Origin of the sequence: Streptomyces sp. NPDC058469 (assembly GCF_042721125.1) — a bacterium.
Lineage (GTDB): Bacteria > Actinomycetota > Actinomycetes > Streptomycetales > Streptomycetaceae > Streptomyces.
Window position 1 is genome coordinate 35,009 of the sequence record NZ_JBHXME010000007.1, and the last position, 18,323, is coordinate 53,331.

The window sequence follows — 18,323 nt, forward strand, 5'->3', positions numbered from 1 at the left end:
GCACCGACTTCACGCGACCACGGGAAATGCCCTCCGACGTCCTGACGAACCGGCCGGCGGCCATACGGACAGTTCCTTGGCCCTGCCCGTACCGGTCCGCAGTCTCTGCTCGTCTACGGCGTATCGGGCCGATCCACCAGTGTGCTCCGCGAACCGGCAGGAGCCTCATAGCCAGCACGTACCGCGGCATTACGACGGTGGGTGGCCTCACTCCGCCGGTTCCGCGGTGGCCTGGTACTGGCCGGCGGCCCAGGAGGCGAGGATGCGCAGGCCGTCGTGGGTGGGTGAGCCGACTTCGGCGGTCCACACGACGAGCTGCTGATCGGGATCGGTGCTGGCGGTGAGGGTGTCCCAGTCCAGGGAGAGCTCGCCGGCGACGGGGTGGTGGAGGACCTTTGTGCCCACGCTGAGGGTGGCGACATGGTGTGCGGCCCACCATTGGCGGAAGTCTTCGTCCTGTACGCACAATTCACCGACCAGAGCGGTCAGGCGGGGGTCGTCCGGATACTTCGCCGCCTCCATGCGCAATTGCGCAACCGCGGTACGAGCCACACCTTTCCAGTCGGCATACAGGGTGCGCATCGCCGGGTCGGTGAAAAGAATGCGCACGTAATTACGAAGCTTTTCCGGGACGGCGGCGAAGTCGGTGACGAGCGCCGCTGCCAGGGGGTTCCAGGCGAGGACGTCCATCCTGCGGCCCATCACGATGGCGGGCGTGGCGGTGAGGTCGTCCAGGACCCGGCGCAGCTGCGGCTGGACTTTCTGCCGGGCCCTGCGGCGCGGCCTTGCCGTCTCCTTCCCGGCCAGGCCGAAAAGGTAGCGGCGCTGGTCGTCGTCCAGGTGCAGAGCCTGGGCCACGGCCTCCAGGACTGGTGCGGAGGGAGGCAGCCGGCCCTGTTCGAGCCGGGTGTAGTAGTCCATGGAGATCGCCGCCAGCTGGGCGACCTCTTCCCTGCGCAGCCCGGCGACCCGGCGGGGACCCGCGCTGACGGGCGGGCCCACGGCGCGCGGGCTCAGCTCGGCCCGGCGGGCCTTGAGGAACTCGCCCAGCTCGTTCAGACGCGGTGTCGAACTCATGCTCCCAGTGTGGCAGCGGAGGCCCTCGGCGTGAGGGGGAAGGATTCTTCCCAGGATGTTCCATTCCCAGGAACACATTCTCCTCTGCACGGGCGCGCGCAGGGGTGCAAGCCTGGAATTGCGCCAGACAGGACAGCGGAAGGAAAGAGCATCATGCCGGAAAAGAAATCCGCAGCACAGCAGGCCATCGGCGACATCGCCCCCAAGCTCGCCGATCTCACCGACCAGGTGCTGTTCGGCGACGTCTGGGAACGCGAGGGGCTCTCCCCTCGGGATCGCAGCCTGGTCACCGTCACCGCGCTGATCGCTCTGTACCGATCCGACCAGCTCGGCTTCCACCTCAAGCTTGCCCTGGAGAACGGGCTGACCCAGACGGAGCTGAGCGAGGCCATCACCCACCTGGCGTTCTACGCCGGCTGGCCCAACGCCATGGGCGCCGCCGGCCAGCTGAAGGCCGTCCTGGCCGCCGCCGACCAGGACCGCTGACACCCCTTCTTTCCGCACAGGAGCATCCCCTTCTCATGAGCAAGGTCATCTTCATCACCGGTGCGGGCCGCGGCCTGGGCACCGACATCGCCCGCCAGGCCCTGACCGCCGGCCACCAGGTCGTCGCCTCCGGCCGCCGCCCCGAAAACGTGCTCGAGGCGCTCGGCGGCGAGCACGACAACCTGCTGGTCACCGACCTCGACGAGCCGCCGCTGCGGTTCGTCGCCGGCGACGACGCCATCCCCACCGCCGAGGCCAAGGGCCGGCAGATCACCGCCCAGGCCACCGCCTCCCGCCCCTTGGGCACCGGTCTCGCCCACACCGACGCCGCCTGACCCAGGCACCCGATCCGTACCAAGGAGCACGCCATGGAATTCGTCAAGCCGCAGCCCACCGGCAAGGGCCCCGAGGACTGGTTCAACGGAGACGTCTGGTTCGACGTCATCCACGCAGGCCAGGAGCCGTCCCGTATCCGCGCCAACATGGTGCGCTTCGCCCCCGGTGCCCGCACCGCCTGGCACCATCACGCCGTCGGCCAGACCCTGCACGTCATCGCCGGCGTCGCCCTTGTCGGCACCCGCGAGGGCACCGTCTACGCCGCCCACGCCGGCGAGACCGTCACCTGCCCGCCCGGCGAGGAGCACTGGCACGGCGCCACCGAGGACCGCTTCATGCAGCACCTCGCGCTGTGGGACGGCACCGCCCCCGACGACGACCGCCCGGAGACCACCTGGCTGGAGCACGTCACCGACGCCCAGTACCAGGCCCCCCGTACCCGCAGCAGCCACTGACCCCACCCACACGCGAAGGAGTACCCCGAGCATGACCGCGACGGTGACCGCCCTCTTCGGCGGCACCGGCCCCGACTGGACCCCCGCCCGGTTCCCGTACCCGAGCCAGGTCCCGGTCGGATCGTGGTGCGCGCGCACTCGGTGGCACTCAACAACGCCGACGCCGCCATGCTTGCTGCTGCCGACCCCACCGCGGGGCGGCAGCAGCAAGGAATACCGGGCCGGCTACGAATTCCCCGGTGAGATCACGGTGGTGGGCGACGGCGTCGGCGTCGACACAGCCACGGTGGGGCAGCGGGTGATGGGCACCACTCCGGCCAGCTTTGCCCAGTACGTGCTGGCCGACCACCGCCACGTCTTGCCCGTCCCCGACGGACTCGACTTCACGGAAGCCTGCGCGCTGCCCACCAGACTGCTCACCGAGCACGGCGCCCTCACAACCGGCGGCTACCAGCCCGGCCAGTCGCTGCTGATCACTGGCGCCACTTCCAGCATCGGACTCATCGGCGTGCGGATCGCCCGTGCCCTGGGCGCCGGCCCGATCGTCGCCACCACTCGCAGGGCCGGCAAGCACGACCTGCTCAAGCAGGCCGGAGCCGACACCATCGTTGTCACCAGCGAACAGGACCTCACCCAGGCAGTACTCGACGCCACTGCCGGCGAAGGTGGCGCCCTGGCCCTGGACCACGTCGGCGGCCAGACCTTCGCCGCCTGGCTACCGGCCACCAAAGTGGACGGCGCTGTGGTCGACATCGGCCGTCTCGGCACGGCTGCGGCCACCATCGACCTGTACGCCCTGTCCTACCGCCACCTGCGCGTGCACGGAGTGTTCTTCGGCTTCACCCGCCCCACAGAACTCGGCGCCGTCATCGCAGCCGCCATCCAAGACCTGCTGCCCTCCGTCGCCGACGGACGCGTGCGCCCGCTCACCGACAGCATCCTGAGCTTCAACACGGCCGACCAGGCCGTCACTCGGCTCCGCTCTCACCAAGCCCTCGGCAAGATCGTCCTCACCGCCCCCTGACCCGAAACGATTCAGCGTCGGACCGGCACACAGTCCCGAACGTCTGGCCAACGCCGTGAGACCAACCGCCAGGACCGAAGGTGAGACGTCACAGGTCACGGAATCGCCGTAGGACAGGGGCCGCGAGAACCCACATCATCGAACCCAGTCGATGCCGATCATTGCCATCCAGCCAAGTCGTCCCGGATCGGCCGGGTCTGAGCCACCGGCGCGACCGGCGTGGACAGGTGATGAGCATCCGGAACGCGCGAAACGACAGAGTGCGCGTGGGTCAGAGCTCGTTGTTCCACATGCGGAACATGGTGCAGGTGCCGTTCTTGTCGAACGTCACCGTCCAGAGGTTGGCGAAGGTGCCCAGTTCCTTGTAGCGGCCGGTGCCTTCGATGGCGGCTGTGTCACCGTTGATGGTGAGGATGGACCAGTCGAAGGCCCAACCGCCCTCCTGCCACGATGCGCGGCCCTGCCAGCCTTCGACGATCGCGTCACGGCCGATCCAGTCGGTCTCGTAGGGCCACTCGTGGTACTCGGCCCGCGGTGTGAACAGTGCGGCGATGTCCTTCTTGCTGTTGGTGGTCCAGGCCCGTACGTAACGCTCGACCCAGGTGCGTACCTGGTCTTCCGTGACCATTGCGGCTGCCTTTCTCATGCTGGGACGTGTGCGGCTCACCCTTGGACAGTGGGGCGGGATGGCGAACTCGTTGACGTCGACCTCGGCGGGCTGGGTGAGGGCGTAGTGGACCGCCTCACCGATCGCGGCGGCGGGGATCACGATGTCCACCTGACTCGTGACCGCGTCCTTGGTGTCCTGGTCGCTGATGGTGTCGGTCGGCCCGCTTCGTCACTCCGGCGTTGTTGACCAGGACGTCAACGCGACCGTACCGCTCGTGGGCGGCCACGACGAAGGACCGCACATTGAGCGGGTCTGCCACGTCCAGGGTCTGTGGCAGGACTCTCGCGCCGCCGGCTTCGATCTCCTTGGCGAGAGGGCGGCCAGGCGCTCGGCGCGTCGGACGCCGAGTACCACGGGGCGCCCGGCTGCAGCCGACCACCTGGCGGAGGCCTCACGGATGCCGCTGCCGGCCTCGGCGATCAGTGCCACCTCGGGGGTGTCCGTGGTGGAGAGGTGCATCATGCTCGTTCGTTCGTGGGGTCGACGGCCTTGACGGTGTGTTGTGCCGTCTCGTCAGCATGAGCCCGATCATCGATCGGCGGCAGGAAGGGGCTTCCTGGGTACCGCACTCCTAGGAAGCGGCGACCTACGACCGAGGTATGAGCGGCAACGAACTGGGCGGAGTTCCTGCCGGCGCGTCGCTCCCGCCTCAGCCCGCAGGAGGTGGGGTTTCCTCGATCGACCGATCGACCGATCGACCGATCGACGGGTCAGCGGGCTGCGACGCGAGGAGGTCGCCGTCCTGGCCGGAGTCAGCGTCGACTACTACGCCCGCCTGGAGCAAGGCCGCGAACGGAACACCTCCGGCCAGGTCGACGTAGAGCGCCCAGGCAGTAGGACCAAGACCTTTCACCACCCGGTAGCACGGCGCTTCACCCTCACCCACCAGACCTTCCAGGTCCAGGACGCCCCCACCCAGTACTGTTCGCCGGCACCGCCGAGCCCGGCAGCCGTGACGCCGAGACCCTGTCAAGCCTGCGCCCGCCGCATGCCGTGCGACGCCCACGCGTCCATACCCAGCACGCCTGACGGAAACCATGTGATCCCAGACCCGCAACCCCCCGCACCACACCGCGAAGACCGCACACCGTAGAGCTCAATCACCTGAGAGGACCGGGGCCATGGCAACGAAGAGCGAGACGACGCGAGCCGTGGCCGAGAAGTTCCTGGACCGCCTCGGCGCCCAGGACCAGGACGGCATCGAGGAACTCTTCGCCCCTGACATCGACTGGCACGTCCCCGGTGCCGAGAAACTGCCCTGGACAGGGCACCGTTCACGGCGCGAGGAGATCGCCCCGTACTTCACCACGATGTGGGCCGTGTACGTCGACGGCAAGAGCAAGGTCGTGATGGAGCGCATGATCGTCGAGGACGAGAACGTGATGATCCTCGGAACCTTCACTCACACGGTGGCCGAGAACGGCCGTGAGTTCACCACCCCCTCCGCGTTGCACCTGGTGGTCGAGAACGGAGAGATCACCCGCCTTCACCTCTACGAGGACACCCTCGCCGTGGACAATGCCTTCGCACCCTGACCCGCACGACCGACCACGCCGCCGCTCGCCGGCGAGGCAGCCGCAACCAAAGGCCGCAGTCACGTCGGCCTCGCGACACTTCACGGCGGTTCGAGAACGCCGCGTCGATCAGGACGGAGGCCGCCGCCACGGCAGTCGCGCACGCCGAAGGGCCGCGGTCCATCCGTGCGGACATCCCGCTCCCGGCGTACATGAGGTGGAGCCGGCGGGCGAGTGCCTCGGGATCCGAAGCGCCGGCCTCCCGGGCGAGATCGGTGAACAGGGCCCGGACCCAAGCCCGGTAGCTGTCGGATGCTCCTTCGACGGGACTGCCGCGCTTTGCGCGTTGTCATGCATTGCGGACAGTGCGGGGGCGGTTCAGGACACGCGCTCCCCCGGCTCGGCATCGGCTGCCTGAAACCCGGTGACAGCGGGTCCGGAGGCCACGGTCAGCCCCGGAGCCGGGTGCGGCCTGCCGCGCAGCAGCAGCGCCGCGAGGGCCAGCAGGGCCAGGGCGATGACCACGGCGCCGTATTCCTCGGAGGTCGGTACCAGTCCGCCGCCGTGCACCACGAGCACGCCGGCGATGACGGAGGGGACTCCCATGCCGAGGTAGGAGACGACGAAGAGCAGCGACAGCACGCCGGAGCTCTCGTGGGGCTCGGTCAGTGGCAGCACGGTTCGGATGCCACCCTGGAAGCCGCTGCCGAAGCCGAGGCCGGCTACGGCCGTGCCGACGAAGAACAGGGTGGGTGCGTCCAGGCCGACGGCCAGCAAGGTGAGTGCCACCCCTGTGATGAGGGCGGCGATTCCGGTGTACATCACGGTGGTGGCCTGGGTCTTGCTCAGGGCCAGGACGGAGGTGGCCGCGACGATCGCCAGGACAAAGAGCCCGAGGCCGCCGTAGACGGCGGAGGTGGAGCCGACCAGGGTGCGCACCAGGGCCGGGCCGAGGGAGCCGTAGAACCCGGCGAGCGCCCAGACGGCGAAGATGACGGGAGCCACCGCCAGGACGGATCCGCGGACCGTGCGCGGGAGCTTGATCTCGGGCACCAGGCTGGCCAGCGCTCCCGGCTCGCGGGTGACGGTCTCGTCGATCAGCGTGATGGCGATCGCCTGGGCCACGAACACGGCCAGCAGGCCGAGATAGATCGCGTGGGTGGGGGCAGGAAGGTACTGCACGACGAAACCGCTGATCAAGGAGCCCGTCGCGGTACCCAGGCCGGGCGCGAAGGCGTTCGCCACAGTGCCACGAGGTCGGTTGATGTCCATCATCGCGGCGCCCACGGCACCGAGCGCGGCGCCCGTGGACAGGCCCTGCACGATGCGGGCGACGAGCAGCGCGTCCACGCCTCCGGCAGCGGAGAACAACAGCATCGCAGCAGCCTGTGTCGCGATCGCGGTGATCAGAACGGGACGGCGGCCAACGTGATCGGACAGCTTCCCGAAGACCAGCAGACCCGAGAGCACGGCAATCGCGTAGACACCGAAGACCACGGTGGTGGTGATGGGAGTGAATCCCCATTCGGCCTGGTAGGTCGCGTAGAGGGGCGTGGGCGCGCTGGAGGCGGCGAGGAAGGAGACCACGATGGAGGCGAGCACGTAGAAGGCCGCCCGCGGCGGTATCGGCCTGCCCGACGCCGTGGTGCGCTCATGCTGTTCGAGGTGGTTCATCAGAGATCCTTCGCGGGGACGCGGCAGAGGATCGTCGGAATTCGAAGATCCTCTCAAGATGAGTAGACCTATCTGTCTACCGTGCCTGCCCAACCTCGCATTCAGGACCGCTATTCCCGCCAAGGCGCATGAGAGTCGAGGCGGGACACGAGGCGTCCGCGGGCACCCGGCCCCCACGCGGCCAAGCGAGGAAGGCGGGTGGTGTCCACCGAGTGGTGCAGCAGCGGTTCACCTGGAGTGGGTCGGCGGTCCACTCCACGATCGTCCGCGCCCACCGGCACGCCGCTGGGGCCCGTCACAAGAGCCCCGGCCAACGAGCCGCCCGACCGTACCCTCGAACGGTCCCGCGGCGGGCCGACGACGAAGATCCGTCTCCCCAGCGACAGCCGGTGCCGACCGATGGCATTCGCGCGCATCCCAACGGGCCATGAATATCCACCCACAACGCCGCCACCACGACCGTCATCCCGGCCGCCCTGGGCGCCGAGTACATCGGCGACGCCGTCAGCGCACTCATCGACCGACCGCACCCCGCGGCGGTCTTTTCGCTCTGTCGGCAGGTGCGCGGACGATGCGGTTTCGAGTGCGTCCTTTCAGGGCGTGGAACGGTAGGTGTTCATCGGGCGAAGGCCGCGTCGACGAGCCCCTGGGCCACGTCACGGGAGGCCTCGGCGACGCTGGGGTCGTGGTCCATCCAGGAGGAGATGCCGGCCCCGTCGTAGAGCAGGACGAGCCGTTTGGCCAGCGCTTCGGGCTGCGGCGCCTCGGCGGCATAGGCGAGGTCGAGGAACAATGAGCGCACCCACATCCGGTACTCCTCGGTGGCCTGCTGCACGGCTTTGCCCGCCTCGGACTCCGCGCTGGCGGTCACGAACGCGCAACCACGGAAGTCCGGTTCGGTGAAGGCCAGACCTTGGACCTCGAAGACCCCGACCAGCCGTTCACGGGGCGTGTTGTAGCGGGCCTGGAGTTCACGGGCCATGCGTTCGCGGGTGCGGGCATGGCGGTCCTTGAGATAGGCGCGCACCAGCTCTTCCTTGCTGCCGAAGGTGTTGTAGAGGGAGGCCTTGGCCACGCCCGCATGCTCGATCACCCGGTCGATGCCGACCGAGTTCACGCCCTCGGCGTAGAACAACTCGTTGGCCGCGGCCAGCAACCGCTCCCGAGCCGACCCCCTGCTCTTCTTCTCCTCTGCCATGACCGCACCATACCAGACTGATCAGTCTATGAGTACGGTGGCTCAAATTACTAGACCGATCAGTGCAGTCTGATCATCCTAGAACTCTTTCCCCCAAGGCCGCGACGCTTCCCCGCAGCCCCCAGCCAGCCCCCCCGCACGTCAAAGAGCTCGACGCGTAGCGGCTCGCATCTCCGGACCTAATAGCGGCACTGAGCTGCACATATGTAGAATTCCCCACGACTCGCATCTCGCAGAGCAATGCGCGATCCCCTTGCCTGAACCCTGGCCACCGCTGGAGCGAGACGCTTCGGCGGTCGGCATCCCGGATGGGAGATTTGACCTCAAGACGAGTTGACACAATCAGACTAACCTGTCTAGTTTGATGCCGCCGGATGGACATCAGGTCCATCCACAAGGCCAGGGAGACGGATCATGGTTGAGGCAGTCAACGTGGACACGCGGCAGACCGCTCTCGTGACGGGCGCCACGTCGGGCATCGGACGGGCGGCGGCGCTGGCCCTGGCCGCGGACGGTTTCTACGTGTTCGTGCACGGCCGGGACGCGGGACGGGGCGCGGCGACCATCGAGGCGATCGAGCTCACCGGCGGCCACGGTCGGTTCGTCGCCGCGGACCTGACGGACGTGCAGGGCGTACGGCAACTCGCGGCGGAGGTCGGCGAGGTGGACGTACTGGTGAACAACGGCGGGATCTCGTGGTTCGGCGCGACACCCGACCTGGATCCCGCGACGTTCGACGCGATGTTCGCCACGAACGTCCGCGCCGCCTACTACCTGGTCGCCGCGCTCGCCCCGGCCATGGCCAAGCGGGGCGGCGGCAGCATCATCAGCCTGAGCAGCATGGCCGGCAAGGTCGGCCTGGGCGGAGGCGCGGCCTACAGCGCCTCCAAGGTCGCCCTGGAGGCGATGACGCGGGCGTGGGCGGCGGAGTTCAGCCCCGCCGGCGTCCGGGTCAACGCGATCGCCCCCGGGCCGACGTTCAGCGATGGCGCCGACTCGGGCCTCATCGAGCAGCTCGCCACCACCACCCTGATGAACCGCGGTGCGAAGGCCGAGGAGATCGGCGACGCCATCGCGTTCCTGGCCTCGCCGAAGTCCGCCTACGTCACCGGAACGGTCCTCGCCGTCGACGGCGGCCGAACCGCAGTGTGACGCCCGCCCGGGTCAGGTCCTGGCGTCCGCGCCAGGGCCTGACCGCGAGACCCTCGCAGTATTCGCAGTTCCGCCCGTATCAACCTGTGTACACCTGTATCCACCCGAGGAAGTCAGACATGAGCATCTCCGTCATCGGTGTCAGCTACGACGCCGCGCAGCCCGCCACCATCGCCGAGTTCTGGGCCCAGGCTCTGGGACGCCAGGTCAGTGACGGGGCCTCGGCCGACTTCGCGGCCATCGCCGCCACCGACCCCGCCGCCTCCGGCCCGTTCCTGATGTTCCACAGGGTCCCCGAGGGCAAGACCGTCAAGAACCGGCTCCACCTCGACCTGAGCACCGCTGAACTGGACGCCGAAACCCAGCGGCTGCTCGCCCTCGGAGCGACACGGCTCAACGACAACACCGAAGAAGGCCGCATCCGCTGGATCACCTTCGCCGACCCGGAAGGCAATGAGTTCGACCTCGTCAACACCCAGTGATCTGACCGGCAGATCTACGGCCATCACGGCAACGTCAGCCACGGCATCACCCGCTCCTGGTCTTCGACGCCTGGGAGCACGCCTACTACCTTCAGCACAAGAACGTCCCCCGGCCACGAGGCACCGGCTCCCCCAGGAGGCGGCGGAGGGCAGCTGTCACCGTTTCTGCCATCTATACAGGTCACGGATATCCGAGCTCTGTACCGCCCGTAGGCCAAGAACCTCCTGGTGGGCTCCCTGCGTCCGATCACGCTCGGGCGTCTCGGCACTCGTCCCCTAATTTGCGGTCCCCCCGCGCGCGAGCCGCCAACTGCCGCGATCGCCTGGCTCCGATCCGCACCTCCTTCCACAGCCTCTCGGCCCACGCAGGGCGCTGAGGAAGCTGGCGGTGCCGGGCAGTGGGTGGAGTCGGCGACGAGGGCCGGGGTGCCGAGCGCGGTGTCTGCGACAACGGGTCCGATCGCGGGCACCGCGGCCAGGGCGGCGGTGCGGGCCAGGAGGGACCGGCGGGCGGTGTCGGCGGCCATGCTCTGGGCCTCTTTCCCTGCGCAAGTTCTCATACTTGCTTGCCGGAGCAAACATATGCCCCTTAACTTGCTCCGGCAAGCAGTACGGCGTCAGCGGACGAGGACTCAGAAGCGGACGCCGCTGAGCGCGTCCAGGAAGACCTTCGGGTTCCAGTACTCCCGGTAGTTGACGACGAGTCCGTCGCGGAAGGTCACGAAGGTCGCGTAACTCATGTTGTACGGGTTGCCGTTGGACACCACGCTGCCGACCACACTCCACTCCGCGATCGCTACGTTCTCGTCGGCGGTCGAGTAGACGCGCACCGAGGGGATCTCACGGACGTCGATGACGTCGGGGTAGCCGCGCAGATAGTCGTAGAGCGCCTCGCGCCCCTCGATCCGGGCCGGCGACCCCTCCGGGGCGAACGGGAATTCGGCGACGACGTCGTCGGCGCACAGGTCCGTCCACGCCTTCATGTCCTTGGCGAGAAAGGCGTCGAGGCTGCGCTGCAGCAGGTCGACGGCCGAGGGGGTGTTGCTCATCTTGCGCTCCCGTCATTGGTGGCGTCTGCCCGAGGGGACGGCCGCCGGGGACTGACCGCGGGTCAGGCACGGAGATGCGTCATCTCTTCGCCCAGCGGACGCGCCGAGATTATCACTGTGTAAGCGACACAGCGACACTTCTCTTGAACGGTGCCGCAGATCACTCCGGCGGGCAGTCACCATTCGAGCGGCATCGTGAAGTTCCCGAGGCGGGCCACCTCGTCGGCGAGTTCCGCGATCGTGGTGTGGTCCAGCTCCGCTTCGAACGCCTCGCGCGCACGGGTCAGCGCGGGCTGGAGGGCGCCCACGATATTGCTGCCGACCGCACAGTCGGGCGGCGGCGGGGTGCGGTGCAGGGTGAACAACCGGGTGTCCTCCACCGCCCGGTACACCTCCAACAGCCGCACCTCCTCGGCCGGCCTGGCCAACAACGCACCACCGCCCGCCCCGAGCTGGGACTTGGTGAGCCCCGCACCGCTCAGCCGGGACAGCAGGCCGCGAATCACGACGGGGCTCGTGTTGGCCGAGTGGGCGAGGTCCTCGGAGCGCAGGGGTTTGTCGCCACTGACCGCGAGGGCGACCAGGGCATGGACGGCGACGACGAAGCGACTACTGGTAGGCATTGCGGTCCCGGAGCGCGTAAGAGTGACGGTTACACATCCCACTATGCCGCAGCGACACCTTGCCGTGCGGTCGGCGACGGGCGCACAATTTGCTTGCTTGAGCAATAGACAGCTTCAGTGTTGCGATGAGGAGATGAGAACCATGACTGATGGCCCGACGTCACGGGTAGCGGTGGTGACCGGCGGAGCCGGGGCGATCGGCGGTGCGATCGCTCGTGAACTCGCCCGTCTCGGCCACCAGGTCGTCGTTCTGGACCGGGTCGGTGACGTCGTATGCGACCTCGCCTCGGAGGAGGACGTACGGCGGGCAGCCGCCGAAGTCCTGGAGAGGTACGGCCGGGTCGACGTGCTCGTCCACTCGGCCGCCGCGGCCGACCTGCTGGAGCTGGAGACCGCCGACCTCTCCACCTGGCGGCGGATCCAGGCCGTCAACGTCGAGTCGGTCCTGCTGCTGGCCCAGGCCTTCACGCCCGGGATGCGGGGGCGCGGGTTCGGCCGGATCGTGCTCATCACCTCCGACACCGTCTGGAAGCCGCCGAGCCCCGACCTGCTCGGTTACATCACCAGCAAGGGGGCGCTCACCGCGTTCGGGCGCGCCCTGGCCGCCGCGCTGGGCAAGGACGGCATCGCCGTGATGTCCGTGGCCCCGGGGCTCACCCGCACCCCGTCGACCGCGTACCAGCCCGACGAGGCGTTCACCGCGGCCCTGGCCACGCAGGCACTCCCCCGCGCCCTCGTCCCTGAGGACGTCGCGGCGACCGTGGGCTTTCTGGCCGGCGAGGCCGCGGAGGCGCTGACCGGCCAGGTGCTGACGGTGGACGGCGGCAGCCTGCTGCGGTGAGCCCACCAGCCACGCCGAAGGCCTCCGCAGCCGGTAGAACAGGTTGCCGAGGCCTTGTCGTACACGCACGCCTGTTCGTGAGTACGGGCCTGAACCCCGTACGGCGGATCGAAGATGTCCTACCCGGCGGCGGTGTCGAGGTGGGCGAACTCCTCGTCCGTGAACAGCCCGCCCAACCCGGCCTCTGATCAGCACCGCGGACTGCTGCGGAGTGCACACCCGAGCGAGGGCTCACGGCGGGCTTCAGTCGACGACCGGCACCGTCGGCGCATCCGGTGGCATGTTGAACGGTGTGACCACCTGGATCGCCGAGGGCAGTGACGGGCCGTCGTCGGGGAGGGCCTTGTGGGCGCGCATGATGATCTGGCAGGCGCGGCGCAGGTCCTGGCGCAGGTCGTGGTGGAGGACCGCGGACAGGCGGCGCTCGCGCAGCAGTCGGGTGTTGTCGTGGTCGAGGTCGTGGGCGATGAACACCGCGCACTCGCGGCCGAGCGCGTCGAAGGCGTCGAGGGTCGCGAGGTTGCCGCCGCCCGCGGAGTAGACGGCGATGATGTCCTCGTCCCGTTTGAGCGCTCCCAGGACGAGATCGTGCTGGGTGGCGTCCAGGCCGTCGCTGTCGGTGACCTCCACCAGGGATCGCCTGGGGTCGGCGAGGCGCATCGCGCTGCGGAAGCCCATCTCGCGTTCCTCCTCGCCCCGGAAGGAGCCCCGGCTGATGGTGGTGAGCACGTTGCCGGGCCGCTTGCCCAGCCACTGTCCGAGGAGGTAGGCGGCGGTGGCGCCGGCCGCGCGGTTGTCGATGCCGACGTAGGCCAGGCGGGCGCTGTGGGGCAGGTCGGTCACCAGCGTGACGACGGGGATGCCGGCCGCGACCAGCCGGCCGACCGCGGCCGCGATCTCCGGCTCGTCGGGGGCCTTGAGGATCACGCCCTGCGTGCCGCGCTTCGCGATCCCGTCCAGGGTTCCGATCAGCTCCTCGGGCGGGCAGGCCTCCCGGAAGTGGAAGCGCGAGCGCACGTGAGCGGGGTGCAGGGACGGCAGTTCGGCTTCGAGTGCGTCCCGTACCGCGGTGGAGAACCGCTCCGGGGTCTGCATCACGATGTCGATCATGAAGGTACGGCCGCCGAGCCGGACCTGGCTCTGCTGGCGGTCCAGGTCCTTGATGGCTTCCTGCACCTCCCTGATGGTGCCCTCCGTCACGTTGCCCCGCTGATTGAGGACACGGTCGACCGTGGCCGTACTCAGCCCGGCCTGACGGGCGATTTCCCTGATCGGATAGCGGTGTCGCATGACTGATCCCAAGAGCTGATGATGGACTTTTGATGCACTGATAAGCATTGAATGATGGGTTCGCGTTCTCAAGACTGGCAGAAATGCACGAACTGCGAAAGGACCCGGATGTCTCCCGTAGCCGCAGGATCGCGGACTTGGTTGACCGAGGCGGACTGTGATCTCGACGTGTTCCGCTCACTCGTGGAGCAGCACACCGACCTTGCCGACCACCCCTCGGCCGAGCGGATCGAACAGAACGTCCCGCTCTACGACAGCGATCGGCTGCGCTCCCTGGCCACGTCCCCGGAGGGCCGTCGGAGCGTGCAGGACGAGTTGGTCCGGGCTCTGCTGGACGGGCCCGGCATCGTGGTCCTCAAGGGCGCATTCCCGGACGAGGCCGTCGTGGACCGGGCGTCCGAGGCCTTCCGCGCGCTGATCGAGGAGGAGCGCGCGAGCGGCGCGGCCCGGGGCGACCACTTCGCCAAGCCCGGCGCGAACGACCGGGTCTGGAACGCCCTGGACAAGGTGGCCGTACGGGCGCCGGAGATGTTCGCCGACTACTACGCCAACGACATCCTGGAGCTGATCTCGGAGGCCTGGCTCGGCCCCGCCTACCAGGTCACCTCGCAGGTCAACGTGGTCAACCCGGGCGGCGCGGCGCAGAACGTGCACCGCGACTACCACCTCGGATTCCTCTCCCAGGAGCAGGCGGCGGCCTATCCGGCGCACGTCCACCGGCTCTCGCCGGTGCTGACCCTTCAGGGCGCGGTCGCCCACTGCGACATGCCCGTCGAGTCAGGGCCGACCCTCTATCTGCCGCACTCGCAGAAGTTCGAGCCCGGCTATCTCGCCTGGCGGCTCCCGCGGTTCGTCGAGTACTTCGACGCCCACCACGTCCAACTCCCCCTGGAGAAGGGCGACGCGGTCTTCTTCAACCCGGCGCTCTTCCACGCCGCCGGGCACAACCGTTCGGCCGACATCAGGCGCATGGCGAACCTGCTGCAGATCTCCTCCGCCTTCGGCCGCGCCATGGAGACGGTGGACCGCGAGGCGATGGCGAACGCGCTGTTCCCGGTGCTGCTGAGCCGCAAGGCCGAAGGCGTCTCGGAGGACTGGCTGCGCCGCGTGATCGCGGCCACCGCCGAGGGCTACCCCTTCCCCACCAACCTCGACCTCGACCCGCCGGTGAAGGGTCTCGCCCCGCCCTCCCAGGCGGACACCCTCCGGCAGGCCGTCGCCGAGGGCTGGGACCCCGAACGACTGCGCCAGGAACTGCAGGCGGCCGCCAAGCGCCGCCAGAGCTGAAAAGGACACAGCATTCATGGGACTACTTGAGGACAGAGTCGTCCTCGTCAACGGCGGCAGCCAGGGCGTCGGCGCGGGCATCGTGCGGGCCGCCGTGGGAGAAGGCGCGACCGTCGTCTTCACCGGCCGGCGGGCCGAGGTCGGCGAGAAACTCGCCGCGGACACGGGCGCGCGCTTCGTGCGCGCGGACCTCTCCGATCCGGCGCAGGCACGGGACAGCGTCGTACAGGCCGTCGAAACCCACGGGCGCGTCGACTGCCTCGTCAATGCGGCGGGGCTGACATCGCGTGGCTCGCTGCTGGACACCACACCGGAACTGTTCGACCAGCACATGGCGATCAATCTGAAGGCGCCGTTCTTCGCGATGCAGGCGGCGGTGGCCGACATGACCGCCCGCAAAGCGCCCGGGACCATCGTCAACATCGGCTCCAACTGCGCCCACGGCGGGCCGCCCTACCTGGCCCCGTACTCCGCGGCCAAGGCCGGCCTCGCGGGCCTGACCCGCAACGCCGCGCACGCGCACCGCTTCGACCGGATCCGGATCAACACCGTCAACATCGGATGGACGGACACCGAGGGCGAGGACGCCACGCAGCGTGCCTTCCACGGCGCGGGCGACGACTGGCGGGAGCAGGCCGCGCGGTCGCAGCCGATGGGCAAGCTCGGGCAGGTCGACGAGATCGCCGACTTCGTCGTCTTCCTGCTCTCCGGCCGCAGCGGGGTGGTGACCGGCTCGGTCGTCGACTGGGACCAGAACGTCTTCGGCGGCCAGGACTGAGTCGCACCTCAGCAGAAAGAGCACGATTCTCATGCGCATAGGCATCATGGGACTGGGCCGCATCGGCGCCTTCCACGCGGAGACCCTCGCCGGGCTCGACGCGGTGGACTCCCTGGTGGTCACCGACCCGGTGGCCGCGACCGTCGCCACGGCCACCGAACGCTTCGGGGCCACCCCCGCCGACTCCCCCGAGGCCCTGCTCGCCGCCGGAGTCGACGGTGTCGTGATCGCCGCCGCGACCGACGCACACCCCCAGCTCGTCCTCGCCGCCGTGAAGGCGGGCATCCCCGTGTTCTGCGAGAAGCCCGTCGCCCGCGGAGTCGAGGAGAGCCTGGAGGTGCTGCGCGCGGTGGAGGGCAGCGGCGTCGAGGTACAGATCGGCTACAACCGGCGCTTCGACGCGGGCTGCGTCGCCGCGCGGCGGGCCGTGGTGAGCGGTGAACTCGGCGACCTGCACACCGTACGGTCCACCACCCTCGACCCCGCCCCGCCGCCGCCCGCCTACGTGGCCGCCTCCGGCGGCATCTTCCGCGACTGCGGCGTGCACGACTTCGACATCGTGCGCTGGGTGACCGGCCGCGAGGTGGTCGAGGTCTACGCGACCGGCGGCAACCGGGGCGCTCAGTACATCCGTGAGGCGGGTGACGCCGACACGGCGTCCGCCCTGCTCACCCTCGACGACGGCACCATCGCCGTCGTCTCCAACTCCCGCCACAACGCCCGCGGTCACGACGTCCGCCTGGAACTGCACGGCATGAGGGACAGCATCGCCGTCGGCCTGGAGGACAAGCTCCCGCTGCGCTCCGTCGAACCGGGCGCCACCTTCCCGGCGGGAGTGCCGCACACCTTCTTCATGGACCGGTTCGCCGACGCCTACCGCGCCGAACTCACCGCGTTCACCGAGGTCGTGGCCGGCGCCCGCACCTCCCCCTGCACGGTCGCCGACGCCATCGAGGCGAGCCGGATCGCCGACGCGTGCACCATTTCGCTGCGTGAACACCGTCCCGTACGACTCGACGAGGTGCGCAAGTGACAACGGACGAACCCCTGCGGATCGGCGTTCTGGGCGCGGCCCGGATCGCCGAGTTGGCGATCGTCGGCCCGGCCCGGGCCGGCGGCCACCGCCTCGTCGCGGTGGCCGCCCGCGACCGCGACCGTGCCGAGGCCTTCGCCACCACGCACGGCGTGGAGCGGGTGGCGGACTCCTACGCCGAGTTGATCGCCGACCCGGAGATCGAGGTCGTCTACAACCCGCTGGCCAACAGCCTGCACGCGCCGTGGAACCTGGCCGCTCTCCGGGCCGGCAAGCACGTCCTCACCGAGAAGCCGTCCGCGAGCAACGCGACGGAGGCGGCCGAGGTCCACGAGGCCGTCGCCAAGGCGGGCACGGTGTTCATGGAGGGCTTCCACTACCTGTTCCACCCAGTCGTCGTGCGTCTCCACGAGCTGCTGGACAGCGGGGAGTTGGGCGATCTCCGGCACGTCGACACCATGGTCGCCATGCCCGCGCCACCGGACAGCGACGTTCGGTGGTCGCTCCCGTTGGCGGGCGGCGCCCTGATGGACCTCGGCTGCTACAGCCTGCACGCCCAGCGCATGCTCGCACCCTGGGCGGGCGGGGCACCCCGGCTGGTCGCCGCACGCGGCGGCGAGAAGGCCGACGCCACGGGGATCGACGAATGGCTGGACGCGGACCTGGAGTTCCCGGTCGGCGCCACGGGCAGCGCCCGCTGCCACATGGCCCACGACACCTGGCAGATGAGCTGCCGCGTCGTCGGCTCGCGGGGCGAGGCCACGGTGGTGAACTTCGTGCAGCCTCACCTGGACGACCGGGTCGTCGTGCGTACGGCCGCCGGTGAGCGCACCGAGGAACTCGGCCGCCGGTCGTCGTACACCTACCAACTGGACGCCTTCGCCGGCCACTTGAGGCGCGGTGAGCCCCTGCCGCTCGACGCCGATGACGCGCTGACCACGATGCGGCTCATCGACGACTGCTACCGGGCGGCCGGCTTCCCCGTCCGGCCGCGTACGGTGCTGCCGGCCACGGCATAGCGAAGAGCGAACGGGAGAGGGCGGTACCGGTCCGGTACCGCCCTCTCCCGTTCTGTGTACGGCCTACCGATAGAAGGCGGGCCGCTCGGTCAACTCGACCTCGACGCGCCGCCCCTCCCGCTGGGACAGCACGCCCGCCTCGCACACGGCCGCCGCCGCGTAACCGTCCCAGACACTGGGGCCGGTGACCTCGCCGCGTCGGGTGGCGTCCACCCAGCCCTGGACCTCGCGGTCGTAGGCGTCCTCGAACCGCTCGACGTAGTCCGGTGTAATACGTCCGGGTAAGGCGCGGGGCTGTGTCCATGAGGGTTCCTTTCAAAGGGAGTTGACCACCG

At 69.3% G+C, this 18,323-nt stretch carries 19 protein-coding genes and 5 pseudogenes; 15 read left to right on the forward strand and 9 right to left on the reverse strand.

Annotated elements, in window-relative coordinates; translation table 11 throughout:
- Positions 1–207 precede the first annotated feature (207 nt).
- The gene (locus ACFWP5_RS06310) at positions 208–1,077 is read right to left on the reverse strand and encodes a helix-turn-helix domain-containing protein (RefSeq protein ID WP_384151063.1); all 870 of its coding nucleotides are present in this window, start codon (positions 1,075–1,077) and stop codon (positions 208–210) included.
- A 153-nt stretch (positions 1,078–1,230) separates the two neighbouring features.
- Between ACFWP5_RS06310 and ACFWP5_RS06315 the strand changes: the two genes are divergently transcribed.
- The 4 genes and pseudogenes from ACFWP5_RS06315 (at position 1,231) to ACFWP5_RS06330 (ending at position 3,378) form a co-directional block, all read left to right on the forward strand.
- Complete coding sequence (locus ACFWP5_RS06315; RefSeq protein ID WP_384151066.1) at positions 1,231–1,563, forward strand: carboxymuconolactone decarboxylase family protein; 333 nt, start codon at positions 1,231–1,233, stop codon at positions 1,561–1,563.
- A gap of 35 nt (positions 1,564–1,598) precedes the next feature.
- Positions 1,599–1,802 (forward strand): annotated as a pseudogene (locus ACFWP5_RS06320) (SDR family NAD(P)-dependent oxidoreductase); the annotation flags it as partial.
- Between the two features lie 129 nt (positions 1,803–1,931).
- The gene (locus tag ACFWP5_RS06325) at positions 1,932–2,354 is read left to right on the forward strand and encodes a cupin domain-containing protein (protein ID WP_384151069.1); all 423 of its coding nucleotides are present in this window, start codon (positions 1,932–1,934) and stop codon (positions 2,352–2,354) included.
- A 31-nt stretch (positions 2,355–2,385) separates the two neighbouring features.
- Positions 2,386–3,378 carry a zinc-binding alcohol dehydrogenase family protein gene (locus ACFWP5_RS06330; RefSeq protein WP_384151072.1) on the forward strand — a complete coding sequence of 331 codons (993 nt, stop codon included), beginning with the start codon at positions 2,386–2,388 and terminating at the stop codon, positions 3,376–3,378.
- Positions 3,379–3,649: 271 nt separating this feature from the next.
- Here the strand turns inward: ACFWP5_RS06330 and ACFWP5_RS06335 are convergent, their stop codons facing one another.
- The gene (locus ACFWP5_RS06335) at positions 3,650–4,147 is read right to left on the reverse strand and encodes a nuclear transport factor 2 family protein (protein WP_384151075.1); all 498 of its coding nucleotides are present in this window, start codon (positions 4,145–4,147) and stop codon (positions 3,650–3,652) included.
- Positions 4,122–4,427 (reverse strand): SDR family NAD(P)-dependent oxidoreductase, encoded by a 306-nt coding sequence (locus ACFWP5_RS06340; RefSeq protein WP_384151078.1) that lies wholly within the window; start codon positions 4,425–4,427, stop codon positions 4,122–4,124. The genes ACFWP5_RS06335 and ACFWP5_RS06340 overlap by 26 nt, the downstream gene beginning before the upstream one ends.
- A 220-nt stretch (positions 4,428–4,647) precedes the next feature.
- Between ACFWP5_RS06340 and ACFWP5_RS06345 the strand changes: the two are divergent.
- From ACFWP5_RS06345 to ACFWP5_RS06355, 3 genes and pseudogenes are all read left to right on the forward strand, one after another.
- Positions 4,648–4,862: pseudogene (locus tag ACFWP5_RS06345) on the forward strand (helix-turn-helix domain-containing protein); the annotation flags it as partial.
- Between the two features lie 39 nt (positions 4,863–4,901).
- Positions 4,902–5,141, forward strand: a pseudogene (locus ACFWP5_RS06350) (hypothetical protein); the annotation flags it as partial.
- Between the two features lie 28 nt (positions 5,142–5,169).
- Complete coding sequence (locus ACFWP5_RS06355) at positions 5,170–5,583, forward strand: nuclear transport factor 2 family protein (protein ID WP_384151081.1); 414 nt, start codon at positions 5,170–5,172, stop codon at positions 5,581–5,583.
- Between the two features lie 357 nt (positions 5,584–5,940).
- Here the strand turns inward: ACFWP5_RS06355 and ACFWP5_RS06360 are convergent, their stop codons facing one another.
- Together ACFWP5_RS06360 and ACFWP5_RS06365 are read right to left on the reverse strand one after the other, a co-directional pair.
- Positions 5,941–7,236 carry an MFS transporter gene (locus ACFWP5_RS06360; protein ID WP_384151084.1) on the reverse strand — a complete coding sequence of 432 codons (1,296 nt, stop codon included), beginning with the start codon at positions 7,234–7,236 and terminating at the stop codon, positions 5,941–5,943.
- A gap of 616 nt (positions 7,237–7,852) precedes the next feature.
- Entirely contained in the window at positions 7,853–8,434 is a 582-nt protein-coding gene (locus ACFWP5_RS06365; RefSeq protein WP_384151086.1) for a TetR/AcrR family transcriptional regulator, read from the reverse strand.
- Positions 8,435–8,848: 414 nt separating this feature from the next.
- Between ACFWP5_RS06365 and ACFWP5_RS06370 the strand changes: the two genes are divergently transcribed.
- The 3 genes and pseudogenes from ACFWP5_RS06370 to ACFWP5_RS06380 all read left to right on the forward strand — a co-directional run.
- On the forward strand, positions 8,849–9,586 hold the full coding sequence (locus tag ACFWP5_RS06370; RefSeq protein ID WP_384151089.1) for an SDR family NAD(P)-dependent oxidoreductase: 738 nt from the start codon (positions 8,849–8,851) through the stop codon (positions 9,584–9,586).
- 119 nt (positions 9,587–9,705) lie between these two features.
- The gene (locus ACFWP5_RS06375) at positions 9,706–10,068 is read left to right on the forward strand and encodes a VOC family protein (RefSeq protein ID WP_384151092.1); all 363 of its coding nucleotides are present in this window, start codon (positions 9,706–9,708) and stop codon (positions 10,066–10,068) included.
- Between the two features lie 9 nt (positions 10,069–10,077).
- Positions 10,078–10,172 (forward strand): annotated as a pseudogene (locus ACFWP5_RS06380) (Fe-Mn family superoxide dismutase); the annotation flags it as partial.
- A 528-nt stretch (positions 10,173–10,700) separates the two neighbouring features.
- On the opposite strand, the gene ACFWP5_RS06385 reads toward ACFWP5_RS06380, so the two are convergent.
- Positions 10,701–11,117 (reverse strand): nuclear transport factor 2 family protein, encoded by a 417-nt coding sequence (locus ACFWP5_RS06385; RefSeq protein ID WP_384151095.1) that lies wholly within the window; start codon positions 11,115–11,117, stop codon positions 10,701–10,703.
- A gap of 176 nt (positions 11,118–11,293) precedes the next feature.
- Positions 11,294–11,740 carry an Rrf2 family transcriptional regulator gene (locus tag ACFWP5_RS06390; RefSeq protein ID WP_384151098.1) on the reverse strand — a complete coding sequence of 149 codons (447 nt, stop codon included), beginning with the start codon at positions 11,738–11,740 and terminating at the stop codon, positions 11,294–11,296.
- A 142-nt stretch (positions 11,741–11,882) separates the two neighbouring features.
- Between ACFWP5_RS06390 and ACFWP5_RS06395 the strand changes: the two genes are divergently transcribed.
- Positions 11,883–12,581 (forward strand): SDR family NAD(P)-dependent oxidoreductase, encoded by a 699-nt coding sequence (locus tag ACFWP5_RS06395; RefSeq protein WP_384151101.1) that lies wholly within the window; start codon positions 11,883–11,885, stop codon positions 12,579–12,581.
- Between the two features lie 243 nt (positions 12,582–12,824).
- Here the strand turns inward: ACFWP5_RS06395 and ACFWP5_RS06400 are convergent, their stop codons facing one another.
- Positions 12,825–13,871, reverse strand: coding sequence for a LacI family DNA-binding transcriptional regulator (locus ACFWP5_RS06400; protein WP_384151104.1), 1,047 nt, complete (start codon positions 13,869–13,871; stop codon positions 12,825–12,827).
- A 108-nt stretch (positions 13,872–13,979) separates the two neighbouring features.
- Between ACFWP5_RS06400 and ACFWP5_RS06405 the strand changes: the two genes are divergently transcribed.
- From ACFWP5_RS06405 to ACFWP5_RS06420, 4 genes are read left to right on the forward strand one after another with little or no spacing between them, the layout of a single operon-like run.
- Positions 13,980–15,158 carry a phytanoyl-CoA dioxygenase family protein gene (locus ACFWP5_RS06405; RefSeq protein WP_384151107.1) on the forward strand — a complete coding sequence of 393 codons (1,179 nt, stop codon included), beginning with the start codon at positions 13,980–13,982 and terminating at the stop codon, positions 15,156–15,158.
- A gap of 16 nt (positions 15,159–15,174) precedes the next feature.
- The gene (locus ACFWP5_RS06410; protein ID WP_384151110.1) at positions 15,175–15,936 is read left to right on the forward strand and encodes an SDR family oxidoreductase; all 762 of its coding nucleotides are present in this window, start codon (positions 15,175–15,177) and stop codon (positions 15,934–15,936) included.
- Positions 15,937–15,967: 31 nt separating this feature from the next.
- Positions 15,968–16,969, forward strand: a complete 1,002-nt coding sequence (locus tag ACFWP5_RS06415) for a Gfo/Idh/MocA family oxidoreductase (RefSeq protein WP_384151113.1) — start codon at positions 15,968–15,970, stop codon at positions 16,967–16,969.
- Entirely contained in the window at positions 16,966–17,988 is a 1,023-nt protein-coding gene (locus tag ACFWP5_RS06420) for a Gfo/Idh/MocA family protein (RefSeq protein WP_384151116.1), read from the forward strand. The genes ACFWP5_RS06415 and ACFWP5_RS06420 overlap by 4 nt, the downstream gene beginning before the upstream one ends.
- Positions 17,989–18,051: 63 nt before the next feature.
- On the opposite strand, the pseudogene ACFWP5_RS06425 reads toward ACFWP5_RS06420, so the two are convergent.
- Positions 18,052–18,279 (reverse strand): annotated as a pseudogene (locus ACFWP5_RS06425) (Gfo/Idh/MocA family oxidoreductase); the annotation flags it as partial.
- Positions 18,280–18,323: the final 44 nt, after the last annotated feature.

Excerpts from the sequence above, each read along its gene's own strand:
- ACFWP5_RS06410 (WP_384151110.1), top strand. The coding sequence starts at position 15,175 with ATGGGACTACTTGAGGACAGAGTCGTCCTCGTCAACGGCGGCAGCCAG.
- ACFWP5_RS06395 (WP_384151101.1), top strand. The coding sequence starts at position 11,883 with ATGACTGATGGCCCGACGTCACGGGTAGCGGTGGTGACCGGCGGAGCC.
- ACFWP5_RS06390 (WP_384151098.1), bottom strand. The coding sequence starts at position 11,740 with ATGCCTACCAGTAGTCGCTTCGTCGTCGCCGTCCATGCCCTGGTCGCC.
- ACFWP5_RS06385 (WP_384151095.1), bottom strand. The coding sequence starts at position 11,117 with ATGAGCAACACCCCCTCGGCCGTCGACCTGCTGCAGCGCAGCCTCGAC.
- ACFWP5_RS06405 (WP_384151107.1), top strand. The coding sequence starts at position 13,980 with ATGTCTCCCGTAGCCGCAGGATCGCGGACTTGGTTGACCGAGGCGGAC.
- ACFWP5_RS06375 (WP_384151092.1), top strand. The coding sequence starts at position 9,706 with ATGAGCATCTCCGTCATCGGTGTCAGCTACGACGCCGCGCAGCCCGCC.
- ACFWP5_RS06415 (WP_384151113.1), top strand. The coding sequence starts at position 15,968 with ATGCGCATAGGCATCATGGGACTGGGCCGCATCGGCGCCTTCCACGCG.
- ACFWP5_RS06325 (WP_384151069.1), top strand. The coding sequence starts at position 1,932 with ATGGAATTCGTCAAGCCGCAGCCCACCGGCAAGGGCCCCGAGGACTGG.
- ACFWP5_RS06310 (WP_384151063.1), bottom strand. The coding sequence starts at position 1,077 with ATGAGTTCGACACCGCGTCTGAACGAGCTGGGCGAGTTCCTCAAGGCC.
- ACFWP5_RS06315 (WP_384151066.1), top strand. The coding sequence starts at position 1,231 with ATGCCGGAAAAGAAATCCGCAGCACAGCAGGCCATCGGCGACATCGCC.
- ACFWP5_RS06330 (WP_384151072.1), top strand. The coding sequence starts at position 2,386 with ATGACCGCGACGGTGACCGCCCTCTTCGGCGGCACCGGCCCCGACTGG.
- ACFWP5_RS06360 (WP_384151084.1), bottom strand. The coding sequence starts at position 7,236 with ATGAACCACCTCGAACAGCATGAGCGCACCACGGCGTCGGGCAGGCCG.
- ACFWP5_RS06370 (WP_384151089.1), top strand. The coding sequence starts at position 8,849 with ATGGTTGAGGCAGTCAACGTGGACACGCGGCAGACCGCTCTCGTGACG.
- ACFWP5_RS06365 (WP_384151086.1), bottom strand. The coding sequence starts at position 8,434 with ATGGCAGAGGAGAAGAAGAGCAGGGGGTCGGCTCGGGAGCGGTTGCTG.
- ACFWP5_RS06355 (WP_384151081.1), top strand. The coding sequence starts at position 5,170 with ATGGCAACGAAGAGCGAGACGACGCGAGCCGTGGCCGAGAAGTTCCTG.
- ACFWP5_RS06400 (WP_384151104.1), bottom strand. The coding sequence starts at position 13,871 with ATGCGACACCGCTATCCGATCAGGGAAATCGCCCGTCAGGCCGGGCTG.